This window comes from Pseudomonas sp. LF020 (assembly GCF_053456425.1).
Window position 1 is genome coordinate 766,952 of record NZ_JBRFIX010000002.1, and the last position, 10,836, is coordinate 777,787.

11 protein-coding genes are annotated in these 10,836 nt (G+C 60.8%); 3 read left to right on the plus strand and 8 right to left on the minus strand.

The annotated features are described in order from the left end of the window. Positions 1 to 2: 2 nt before the first annotated feature. The gene (locus ACU680_RS07355) at positions 3 to 416 is read right to left on the minus strand and encodes a cupin domain-containing protein (RefSeq protein WP_367084687.1); all 414 of its coding nucleotides are present in this window, start codon (positions 414 to 416) and stop codon (positions 3 to 5) included. 301 nt (positions 417 to 717) lie between these two features. Between ACU680_RS07355 and ACU680_RS07360 the strand changes: the two genes are divergently transcribed. Further along, positions 718 to 1,752 (plus strand): alpha/beta fold hydrolase, encoded by a 1,035-nt coding sequence (locus tag ACU680_RS07360; RefSeq protein ID WP_367084688.1) that lies wholly within the window; start codon positions 718 to 720, stop codon positions 1,750 to 1,752. A gap of 25 nt (positions 1,753 to 1,777) precedes the next feature. Here the strand turns inward: ACU680_RS07360 and ACU680_RS07365 are convergent, their stop codons facing one another. Genes ACU680_RS07365 through ACU680_RS07385 form a run of 5 tightly spaced genes read right to left on the minus strand, consistent with a single transcriptional unit; the run spans position 1,778 to position 7,089 of the window. Further along, a complete protein-coding gene (locus tag ACU680_RS07365) occupies positions 1,778 to 2,800 on the minus strand; it encodes a GlxA family transcriptional regulator (RefSeq protein ID WP_448179091.1) in 1,023 nt (340 codons plus the stop codon). Positions 2,801 to 2,850: 50 nt separating this feature from the next. Next, on the minus strand, positions 2,851 to 3,972 hold the full coding sequence (locus ACU680_RS07370) for an agmatine deiminase family protein (protein ID WP_448179092.1): 1,122 nt from the start codon (positions 3,970 to 3,972) through the stop codon (positions 2,851 to 2,853). A gap of 47 nt (positions 3,973 to 4,019) precedes the next feature. Further along, positions 4,020 to 5,123 (minus strand): extracellular solute-binding protein, encoded by a 1,104-nt coding sequence (locus ACU680_RS07375; protein ID WP_448179093.1) that lies wholly within the window; start codon positions 5,121 to 5,123, stop codon positions 4,020 to 4,022. A gap of 1 nt (position 5,124) precedes the next feature. After that, complete coding sequence (aguB, locus tag ACU680_RS07380; RefSeq protein ID WP_329697819.1) at positions 5,125 to 6,033, minus strand: N-carbamoylputrescine amidase; 909 nt, start codon at positions 6,031 to 6,033, stop codon at positions 5,125 to 5,127. A 3-nt stretch (positions 6,034 to 6,036) separates the two neighbouring features. Then, complete coding sequence (locus ACU680_RS07385) at positions 6,037 to 7,089, minus strand: agmatine deiminase family protein (RefSeq protein ID WP_448179094.1); 1,053 nt, start codon at positions 7,087 to 7,089, stop codon at positions 6,037 to 6,039. Between the two features lie 135 nt (positions 7,090 to 7,224). Between ACU680_RS07385 and ACU680_RS07390 the strand changes: the two genes are divergently transcribed. After that, a complete protein-coding gene (locus ACU680_RS07390; RefSeq protein ID WP_448179095.1) occupies positions 7,225 to 8,091 on the plus strand; it encodes a LysR substrate-binding domain-containing protein in 867 nt (288 codons plus the stop codon). A 2-nt stretch (positions 8,092 to 8,093) separates the two neighbouring features. Here ACU680_RS07390 and ACU680_RS07395 read toward each other — a convergent pair whose 3' ends face one another. Continuing rightward, complete coding sequence (locus tag ACU680_RS07395; protein ID WP_448179096.1) at positions 8,094 to 9,254, minus strand: radical SAM protein; 1,161 nt, start codon at positions 9,252 to 9,254, stop codon at positions 8,094 to 8,096. Positions 9,255 to 9,329: 75 nt separating this feature from the next. Beyond that, positions 9,330 to 10,274: a LysR family transcriptional regulator gene (locus ACU680_RS07400; RefSeq protein ID WP_448179097.1), complete on the minus strand. Its 945-nt coding sequence runs from the start codon at positions 10,272 to 10,274 to the stop codon at positions 9,330 to 9,332. Positions 10,275 to 10,396: 122 nt separating this feature from the next. Between ACU680_RS07400 and ACU680_RS07405 the strand changes: the two genes are divergently transcribed. Continuing rightward, positions 10,397 to 10,789, plus strand: a complete 393-nt coding sequence (locus ACU680_RS07405) for a RidA family protein (RefSeq protein ID WP_047602105.1) — start codon at positions 10,397 to 10,399, stop codon at positions 10,787 to 10,789. Positions 10,790 to 10,836: the final 47 nt, after the last annotated feature.

Sequence of the window (10,836 nt, forward strand, 5' to 3'; positions counted from 1 at the left end):
GGTCACGGCTTCAGTTCCAGCAGCGGCTGACCCTTTTTCACCACATAGGTCGCCAGTTCCACGCCTTGCTCCTGGCCAACGTTCTTCGCCACATGGGCCACGCCGGCCGGGATGAACAGTGAGTCACCGGCCTTCAGCGTGACCGCCGGCTGCCCCTCCAGTTGATACTCCAGCGTGCCGCTGAGCACGTGCGCCACCTCGACACCCGGATGCGCATGTCGCGGCGCAGCCACGCCCGGGTCGAAATCGATCCGCGCCTGCAGCACCTCGTGATCGGCGTCGCCCAGGTCCTGATGAATCAGGTCGGTACGGCTCAGACCCTGCTGCCAGCTCATGGCCTGAGCGTCCGCCGCCTGTGCCAGGCCGGTGAATGAAACCAGTGCGGCCACGGTGGCCAGAATCAGTGTGCGTTGCATGCAAATGCCCTCTCGACAGTCATGGTGTGAAGGCCTGCAGGGTGACTGCCGGGTGTAGCGGCGATGTGTCGAAAGACCCGCGTCTGGTCTCGCCGTGTATCACGCGCAACGCTGGATACACGGCCATACAAAGCACACCGGCGGTGTATCACAGTGTGTACAGGCACCCCGGCGATACATGAACTTGAATCATGGCGCTTTTTCGACATGGGCCAGATACGTCCCGGCGTTCAAATGCCTGCAAGGTTTGCCGGGCTCAGCCCGCACCTGCCCCCGACAGGATTGCCAAGGAGACTTCAGCATGAAAAACGCAGCATTCAACCGTATGAACATCCTCGCCGTGGCGCTGTTCGGCGCGCTGGCGGCGACGCAAATGCCAACGGCCGCCGCCGCACAACCGGCACCCGGCGCCCCCAACGTCAGCTATTCCGCGCCCTCGCCGTTCGGTCCGCTCAAGCATGTAAAGGCCGGACTGCTGGATGTGGCCTACGCCGAAACCGGTCCGGCGCAGGGGCCGGTAGTGATTCTGCTGCACGGCTGGCCGTACGACATTCATAGCTATGACGAGGTCGCGCCATTGCTCGCCGCCAAGGGGTATCGGGTGCTGATGCCGTATGCGCGGGGTTATGGCGACACGCATTTCCTCTCGGACCAGACACTGCGCAACGGTCAGCCTGCGGCGCTGGCCAGCGACGTGATCGACTTCATGGATGCCCTGAACATCAAGCAAGCGGTGCTCGGTGGTTACGACTGGGGCGCGCGCTCGGCAGACATCGTCTCGGCGCTGTGGCCGGAGCGAGTCAAGGCATTGGTGTCAGTCAGCGGCTACCTGATCGGCAATCAGGCTGCCGGGCAGAACCCGTTGCCGCCCAAGGCCGAATTGCAGTGGTGGTATCAGTTCTACTTCGCCACCGAACGTGGCCGTGACGGCTACCGGAAAAACACCCACGACTTCGCCAGGCTGATCTGGCAACTTGCATCGCCGAAGTGGGCGTTCGATGACGCCACGTTCAACCGCAGCGCCAAGGCTCTGGAGAACCCCGATCACGTCGAGATCACCGTGTTCAACTACCGCTGGCGTCTGGGTCTGGTGCAGGGCGAACCGCGATACGCAGCGCTGGAACAGAAACTCGCCAGCGCCCCGTCGATCAGCGTGCCGACTATCACCCTTGAGGGTGACGCCAACGGCGCGCCGCACCCGGCGCCCGAGGATTACGCCAAGCGCTTCACCGGCAAGTACCAGTTCCGCCTGATCAACGGCGGCATCGGCCACAACCTGCCGCAGGAAGATCCGCAGGCGTTTGCTCAGGCGGTGATCGACGCCGATCACCTCTGAGGTCGAAGGCAGAAAACGCCTCGGTCTATTTGACCAGGCGTTTTTCCCTGGACGGTCGATAACCGAAAAACGCGCTGTAGCATTTGCTGAAATGGCTCGGCGACACGAAACCACAGGCCACCAGCACTTCCATCTGCGACAGCTCGGTGTGCTGCAGCAGGCGCCGGGCTTCGGTGATGCGCAATTCCAGGTAATAGCGCTGCGGCGTGGTGCCCAGTTGTTCCTTGAACAAACGCTCCAGCTGTCGCCGCGAGCGACCGGCATACACCGCCAGTTGTTCCAGTTCCAGCGGCTCTTCGAGGTTGGCGTCCATCAGCTTGACCACCTCGCGCAACGGTGCGCTGACGCAGAGGTTTTCATCCGGTTTGATCCGCCGATAGCGCGACTCCTCGAACGCCAGAATGTCCTCGATGCCTTCGACCAGCGCCTTGCCGTGCAGGCTCTTGATCCAGTCCAGCGCCATATGGAAAGCCCCGGACGGACTGGAAGCCGTGAGCCGGTCGCGATCGATCACATAAGGTTCGCTGCTGACCTGGGTGGCTTTGGCAATTTCCGTCAGCGCGGGGCGATGCTCCGGGTGGATCGCGCAACGATAACCATCGAGCAGTCCGGCGCGGCCGAGAAACCACGCACCGTTCCACAAACCGGCCAGACTGACCCCGCGCTCCGCCGCCGAGCGCAGCAGGTTGCTCAACTCTTCACTGGCCTTCAGCTCAGTGCGGTAGCCGCCGCACACCACCAGCAAGTCCAGATCCGCAAGACTGGCCATATCAATCCGCGCATCCGGACGAATCACCAGCCCCAGATCGCTGATCACCTCACCCTCGCCCAGCCCGAACGTGCGCGAGCTGAACAGTCCGGCGCGCAACAGGTTGGCAGTGATGATCGTATCCAGCGCCTGGGTGAAGGCCGGCAGCGAAAAGTGTTCCAGCAACAGAAAACCCGTGCGGGTGAGGCGTGAATCTGCAGATTGCTCATTCAGATAGCGAAGGTTTTTGCCCTTCATGCCTCCGCTGAATTGACGTCGTTCGATCAAGGTCTGGCCCATCGGTCATGTTGTTATGCGCCGATAGTTGGCTCGATGGGCCAAAGAGTCAATCACGCTTGCGGCTGATGACTGGTCACGCAGTGAATCCCGCCACCACCGGCAGCGATCGCATCGATGTTGAGCAGCTCGACTTTGCGCTCCGGGTACAGCTTCGATAACAGGTCATAAGCCTTTTTGTCGGCCTCCTTGTCACCGAACTCTGGGGCGATGATCGCGCCGTTGATCACGAAGTAGTTGATGTAACCGGCGGCGAAATCCGGGTTGTTCTGGTTGAACTTGCTCTTGCGCGGCTTGAGCGGCGGCGAGATCGTGTGGATCTGCAGCGGGCGACCGTCAGCGTCGGTGGCTTTCTTGAGAATTTCCAGGTGCGCCAGCGTGACCTGGTGATCGTAGGATTCAGGATCGTTGTCGAGATTGGCAATCACCACGCCGGGCTTGATGAACCGCGCATAGAAATCAACGTGGGCGTCGGTGATGTCCTTGCCCTTGATCCCCGGCAGCCAGATGATTTTGCGCAGGCCCAGACGTTCCTTGAGTTCAACCTCGACATCGGCCTTGCTCCAGCCGGGATTGCGGTTGCTGTTGATCCAGCTGCTCTCGGTCATGATCCCGGTGCCGTGGCCGTCGATTTCAATGCCGCCGCCCTCGCCCACCAGCTCACTGCGCAGGTACGTCGCCTGTGCGTCGCTGGCCACCCGCGCGGCGATCTTCGCGTCCTTGCTGTGCCGCTGCTTGTCGCCCCACCCATTGAAATTGAAGTCCACCGCGCCAAGCCCGCCTTTGTCATCGATGACGAAATTGGCACCGATATCGCGCATCCAGATGTCGTCGAGCGCGGCGGTCACGTAGGTGACGTTGCGGGTGCCGCAATACTCTTCGGCGAGGCTGCGTTCGCCACTGCGACACAACACCGTAACCGGCTCATAACGGGCAATGGTGCGGGCGATGCGGCCCAGTGCGGCCTGCACATCCGCAGTGAAATCTTCCCAGATTGCGTCCTGTGCGCCGAAAGCGATGAAGGCGCGTTCGTGCCTGTCACCCTCGTCGGGCATGAACCAATCTCCCGCGCTGGCTGCCAGCAGTCTGCCCGGCGCCAGGCCAAGGCCCATGACCGCGGCGCTGACACCGGCGGCAACCGATAGCTGTTTGATGAACTCACGACGTGTCGACATCTCTGGTTTTCCTGAAAAGGGCCGGCGACCGGGCGCCGGCGGTTGAATCATGGGTGGGTGGCGGTTTTGAATTTGGTCCAGGTGCGCATCCGTGCACGCATGTCGGCCTGGGGAATGTCCTTGCCCGGGATCAATCGAGCATAGGTCGCCTCGTCGAGATAGATGTCCGGGTTGTTGCGCATCGCGGCGTCGACGCTGTCCCGCGCCTTGGCGTTGGAAGTCGGGTAACCGGTGAAGTTACTGATTGCGGCCATATTCTGCGGGCGCATCACGAAGTTGATGAATGCGTAGGCGTATTCCGGGTGTTTCGCATCGACGGGAATTGCCATGGTGTCCATCCACACCGTGGTGCCTTCGCGGGGGATGCGGTACTCGAATTTCGTGGTCTTGCCAGCGCTGTCCGAGGTGCGCTGTGCCTGGGTCATGTCGCCGCTGTAACCCAGCGACAGACACAGGTTGCCGTTGACCAGATCGGTCACCGGTTGCGACTGAAATTTGCGCACGTACGGCCGCAGCTTCATCAGCACCTCACCGGCCGCTGCCAGATCCGCCGGTTTCGCGCTGCGCGGATCGCGCCCCAGATAATTGAGCACCACTGCCAGCACTTCGTCCGGCGAGTCGATCAGCGAAATGCCGCAATCGGCAAACTTCGCCGCCAGCTCCGGTTTGAACAGCATGTCCAGGCTGTTGACCGGCGCGTCAGCCATACGCTGCTTGATCTGCGCCGCGTTGTAGGTCAGGCCGATGGTGCCCCAGGTGTAGGGCACGGTGGCTTTGCTTGAGTGTTCATAATGGCTGCGCAATTTCTGCAAACCGGGTTCGATATCGGCCATCTCCGTGAGCTTCGATGGGTCCAGCGGCATCAGGCTGCCGGCGCGCATCAGGCGCTCGGCCACAGTGTCGCCGGGGAAGATCAGGTCATAGCCGCTGCCGCCAGAGAGCATCTTCGCTTCGAGGGTTTCACTGCCGTCCATGACGTCGTAAATCACCTTGATCCCGGTTTCGGCGGTGAAGCGGCTCAGCGTGTCTTCGGCAAAATAATCGGCCCAGTTGTAGAGCCGCAGGGTTTTGTCCTCGGCATGCAGCGCCGGGATCACGCAAGTCAGGGCCAGGCCCAGAACGCCGAGCAGTCGTTTGTGATGCGTAGCCATATCAAACCCCTTGAGCGTTCCAGCGTGCGTGAAGGTTGCGACCATCCTGACTGAGCAGTGCGCCGTACATGTCCGGGCGCCGGTCACGGTAGATGCCCCAGCTCAGCCGTTCTTCGCGCATCGCATCGAGGTCGAGGCCGTGCACCAGCACGCCCGTGCTGTCGCGGTCGGCTTCGGCCAGCAACTTGCCCTTGTGATCGCTGATGAACGACGAACCGTAGAAGCTCATCTGCAGCGACGGATCGGTGCTCGCCACTTCGCGCCCGACCCGGTTGGCGGCCACCACCGGCAGCAGATTGGCGGCGGCATGGCCGCGCATGGTCATCTGCCAGTGGTCGCGGGAATCCAGTGCTGCACAGCCCGGCTCGGAACCAATGGCCGTGGGAAACAGCAGCACTTCAGCGCCCATCAACGCCAGACAACGCGCGGTCTCGGGAAACCACTGATCCCAGCAGATACCCACGCCGAGGCGACCGAACGCGGTGTCCCACACACGGAAACCGCTGTCGCCGGGGCTGAAATATTCCTTCTCCTGATAGCCGATAGCGTTGGGGATGTGGGTCTTGCGATACACCCCCGACAGACGTCCGTCGGCATCGGCCACGGTGAGCGAATTGAAATACGCATTGCCGGCCTGCTCGAACCAGCTCAGCGGCAGCACCACGCCCAGCTCTTTGGCCAGCGCGGCGAAACGCTGCAGCACGCGGCTGTCGCGATACTCCTCGGCCAGCGCCAGATGCTTGTGGCTCTGTTCGATGCAGAAATACGGCGTGGCGAACAGCTCCTGCAACAGGATCACCTGCGCGCCCTTCGCGGCCGCCTCACGCACCAGTTGCTCGGCTTGATCGAGGTTGCGCGGCAGATCCCAGGTGCACGGCATCTGGGTGGTGGCGATGGTCAAATGGCTCATCGCTCAACCCTCCACCGGCCAGGCCGGTTGTTGCTGGGTGATGCAATGCACCCCGCCGCCGCCATGAGCCAGATGATTGATGCGCACCGGCACCACTTCGCGTCCGGGGAACGCCTGCGCCAGCACTTTCGCCGCCGCCGCGTCGGCCTCGATGCCGTAGGCCGGCATGATGATCGCGCCGTTGGCGATGTAAAAATTGGTGTACGAGGCGCAGAACACTTCGGCTTCGCTGTCCACCGCTTCACTGGCTTCGAATAGTTCGATCAGCTCGAACTTGCGCCCCTGCGCGTCGGTTGCCAGCTCCAATGCGCGGCGATTCTCCCGGGCCACTTCGGCGTACACCGAGTTCTGGTCATGGGTGGCATCCACCAGCAACACGCCGGGACGGGCGAAGGCGCAGACGCCATCGACGTGGCCGTCGGTCATGTCACCGGTGACGTAATCCGGATCACCCGGCAGCCAGATGGTTTTCTTCACGCCGAGCAGACGACTGAAAATCTCTTCCATTTCAGCCTTGCCAATCCCCGGATTGCGGTTGGGGTTGAGCAGCACCGACTCGGTGGTGATCAGCGTGCCTTCGCCATCGACATGAATCGCCCCGCCCTCGTTGCTCAGCGGCGTGCCGAAACATTCCAGCCCCAGATGATTGAGCGCGCGCCGCGCCAGGCTTTCGTCCAGCTCATGCGCCGACTTGCCGCCCCAGGCGTTGAAGCGCCAGCTGACACCGGCCAGCCCTTGTTGCGGGTGGCAGATGAAGCTCGGGCCGGAGTCGCGGCACCAGCTGTCGTTGACCGCCAGCGGGATCAGCTCGATGTTCGGCCCACACAGGGCTTTGGCGCTCGCTACCGCCGAGGGATCAACGACCATTTTCACCGGCTCGAATCGTGCGATGGCGTTGGCGACCCGGGCGAAATCCTCCTGCACCAGCGGCAAGGTCACGCGCCAGCCCGACTCCCACAGCGCTTGGTTATGCGGCCAGACCATCCACGTCGCGGCGTGCGTCACCCATTCGGCAGGCATCATCCAAGCGTTGTTGTTATTCTCGTTGCGCGGCATGACAAGCACCTCTCGATTAAGCCATTGTGTTCAATGGAAATTGCCGGGATTCGGCGTGAGATGAATGCTACGGCGCTGAAATCGCAGCAACAAACGATGGATTTAGCGCACAACTGATTAGAGGAACTTATCGATATGCTCAAACACTGGCCGCCGCTCAGCTCCCTGCGCGGCTTCGAAGCGGCTGCTCGTCTGGGCAGTTTTCACAAGGCCGCCGATGAGCTGAGCCTCACCCAATCGGCGATCAGCCAGCAGATCCGCAGCCTTGAGGCGTATCTCGAACAACCGCTGTTCTTTCGCAGTGGTCGCAGCGTGTCGCTGACCGATGCCGGCCACGATCTGCTCAGCACCACGCAGGCGATGCTCCAGCAACTGGCGGTCGGCATCCGCCGTCTGGGCCAATATCAGAAACCCAATCAACTGGTGCTCAACACCACGCCAGCGTTCGCCCGGCACTGGCTGCTGCCGCGTCTGGCAGATTTTCGGCGCCAGCATCCGCAAGTCGACCTGTGGATTTTCAGCACCGACGAGGTGCCGGACATGGCCACGCAAACCATCGATCTGGCGGTGCGCGACGACATCAGCTCCCAAGCCGAATGCAGCTTCAAGGTGCTGCATGCCGACCGCCTGTTTCCAGCGTGTCATCCAAGCGTATTGGCGCAGCCGGCCGCGCAACGCACGACCCTGCACGGTGAGCGGGAAATGGACTGGAGCCATTGGGCGGTGGAGGCCGGCGTCGATGTCGGGCAGCAGGATCAGGGGCTGAATTTTTCCGATCCGGGTTTGTTGCTCGATGCCGCTGCGGCAGGGCTTGGCATTGCGCTGGTCAGCCAGTTGCTCAGCCGTCAGGCGCGGGACACGGGGTTGCTGCAACCGTTGGTGGAGCAAACCATTCGTGGCCCGAACTGGGCGCTGTTGACCCATCGTGACAGCGAGAATGACCCGATGGCGCGCAGCTTCACCGAGTGGCTGAGCACTCGGCTGGCAACGCCCGATCAATAATCTCAGACGACCGTGAGATAACCCGCACCGAGCCTGCCTTCCAGACGTCCGTACAGCAGGTAATGTTGATAACCACTGGTAAAGGCACCCGTGGAGATCGCGTGCTTGACGTCCTGATTCATCTGAAGATATTGCGCTTCGTCGAAATTCTCGGCACTGACTTCACCGTCGCGCCCAAGCTTGTCACTCGCGACTGGAAGGCCAATGGCGCTACGCTTGCGAAAATCGATGATGCGGTTGACTGCGTGAGCTTCCATTGCCCCCTGACTCGGGGTCATTGCGTAGTGGTGCAAGCCATTTGCTGCGCAACGATTGCACATATCGACGCAGTTTTCTTGAGTCGACTTGAGTCGAGTCAGTTGCGGCAAAGGCAGGTCCAGATACTTGCCGACCTGATATTCAGTCTGATTGAAAATACTGCAACACAGCACTGTATTTCCGTTGCAGTCCAGCACCAGCCAATCGTCCTTGAGCGAGCACGCCTTTTTAGGATAATGCCGAATCAGATTGACCAGATCGTCGTAAGGCGGCAACGCCAGTCTTTCCAGCGTTTGATGATCAACATCCGTGACAGAGACATCACGCTCGACAATCGCCAGGGTCTTCTCCAGCGGCATCATCACTGAATAACCGGTCGCGAACTTGAAACCCAGGCCTTCACTGAATTCGCGCATCAGCGCTTCTTCGTCGATGTTGTCCAGATAGCGGTGGTAGTAGACCTCGACCAGAGTATCCAGCCCCTCTCGTTGCTTGATCTCGTGCAACTTGAGCATGTTCTGTTTGACGACTTCGATGTCGCCACCCGCATGCCCTTTCTCGTAGGTTTCCTGGTAAAACCCAGAGAGAGAAATACGGAAAAACCATGGGTTGGCGAGCAACGCGACTTCCATGTTCTTGGCCAGATTCAGATTGGAACTGATACCGCAACGCAAGCCAGCGGCATTGACGATCTCGACAAACTCACCGATTCGCGGATGAATCAACGGCTCTGTCCAGTTATAAAGAAAAATCGATTTGACCCCCTCGACCCGGGCCTTCTCGACGATCTTCCTGAACATGTCGACTTGCATGGCTTTCTTGAAATTGACGTTTTCCGAGTTACCCATCGGGCACGAGGGGCAGCTCAAATTGCACGCACCCACAATATCGATGTACATATTCATGACGAATGAAACTCCTTGAGTGAATAGCGGTGCATCCAGAGCCGCCAGTGGCGGTATTCGCCGTCAAAGCGCTATTTATTTGACTGTCCTGGTTTGCGCTTCAGCAAGTTCCGGGCCATTGCCATGCAACGCCATCAACTCCATCACCCAATCGATAAAGACCCTGAGCTTTTGGCTGACATGCCGGTTCGGCGCGTATGCCACATAGAGCGGCATCGGCTCAAGTTGCCAGTCCTCGAACAGCGCCACCAACTCGCCCCGAGAATGATGTGCGTGCGCCATGTACCTGGGCAACCACAGCACACCCATGCCGGCCAGCCCTGCCGCAAGGTAGGCGTTGCCGTCATCCACGGCGAGCACGTGGCGGCCCTTGATCTGCAGGTGTTCGCTGCCGTTGTGCAAGGCGTAAGGCACCGGCTTGCCGGTGCGCGCCCAGAGAAATCCGACCACCCGATGATGCGAGTCTTCCAGCTCACGCGGGTGCTGCGGCGTACCGGCACGGGCCAGATAACTCGGCGCGGCGAAGACCCCAAGCTGAAGATCGGCAACCCGCCGCGCCATGAGTGACTGGTCGAGCAGTTCGCCGCCGCGCACCACGCAATCGACGTTCTCATCAATGATGTCGACGATCCGGTCGCTGACGCCCATATCGATCTGGATTTCCGGGTAGCGCTGGTGAAACATCGGCAGTGCCGGAATCAGAATCAGCCGTGCCAGCGGGCTCGGCACATCCACCCGCAAACGCCCCCTGGGCAGGGCCGACGCGCCGGTCAGGCTAGTTTCGGCATCGTCCATATCGGCCAACAGCCTGATCACCCGCTCGTAATAGATCGCGCCATCGGCCGTGACGTTGACCTTGCGTGTGGTGCGGTTGAGCAACCTGACCCGCAGCCGGGCTTCCAGCTGCTGGACGAGCTGAGTGACAGTGGTCTTGCTGATGTGCAAGGTCTCGGCAGCCTTGGTGAAACTGCCCGCCTCAACCACCCGGGCGAACGCCTGCATTGCATCGAAACGGTCCACTTTGCGCCCTCGGATTGTTTGGAATCTGCAAACAGTGAACGCCAAGCTTGCGCGTTTATCGCCACGGCGCAAGCCCCTACAGTCACTCCATCAGCAACCACCAAACAATGATGGAGACACCCATGACCCAGCGCGACGTCGTTTTCCCGCCAGCCCGCCATGCGCTTTACGAGCGGCATCGCTATTCGCCGGCGATTCGTTCCAACGGTTTTCTGTTCGTCTCGGGGCAAGTCGGCAGCCGTGAGGACGGCTCGCCTGAGCCGGATCTGCAGGACCAGGTGCGCCTGGCGTTCAATAACCTCAATGCGATTCTCGATGCCGCCGGTTGCAGCTTTGCCGACGCGGTGGACGTCACGGTGTTCATGATCGATCCACAATCGACCTTCGAAACGATCTGGGAAGTGGTACCGGAGTTCTGGGGCAGCGCACCGTATCCGACGATTACCGCAGTCGGCGTGACCTGGCTGGCCGGGTTTCAGTTCGAGATCAAGGTGATCGCCAAAATCCCCGTGTAGGCGCTGCGGCACGCTGCGATCTTTTGATCTTCAATCGAAACGCAAAG

Coding starts and splice junctions, on each gene's coding strand:
- aguB (WP_329697819.1), bottom strand. CDS start 6,033: ATGAGCCATTTGACCATCGCCACCACCCAGATGCCGTGCACCTGGGAT.
- ACU680_RS07370 (WP_448179092.1), bottom strand. CDS start 3,972: ATGTCGACACGTCGTGAGTTCATCAAACAGCTATCGGTTGCCGCCGGT.
- ACU680_RS07405 (WP_047602105.1), top strand. CDS start 10,397: ATGACCCAGCGCGACGTCGTTTTCCCGCCAGCCCGCCATGCGCTTTAC.
- ACU680_RS07390 (WP_448179095.1), top strand. CDS start 7,225: ATGCTCAAACACTGGCCGCCGCTCAGCTCCCTGCGCGGCTTCGAAGCG.
- ACU680_RS07355 (WP_367084687.1), bottom strand. CDS start 416: ATGCAACGCACACTGATTCTGGCCACCGTGGCCGCACTGGTTTCATTC.
- ACU680_RS07365 (WP_448179091.1), bottom strand. CDS start 2,800: ATGGGCCAGACCTTGATCGAACGACGTCAATTCAGCGGAGGCATGAAG.
- ACU680_RS07360 (WP_367084688.1), top strand. CDS start 718: ATGAAAAACGCAGCATTCAACCGTATGAACATCCTCGCCGTGGCGCTG.
- ACU680_RS07385 (WP_448179094.1), bottom strand. CDS start 7,089: ATGCCGCGCAACGAGAATAACAACAACGCTTGGATGATGCCTGCCGAA.
- ACU680_RS07395 (WP_448179096.1), bottom strand. CDS start 9,254: ATGAATATGTACATCGATATTGTGGGTGCGTGCAATTTGAGCTGCCCC.
- ACU680_RS07375 (WP_448179093.1), bottom strand. CDS start 5,123: ATGGCTACGCATCACAAACGACTGCTCGGCGTTCTGGGCCTGGCCCTG.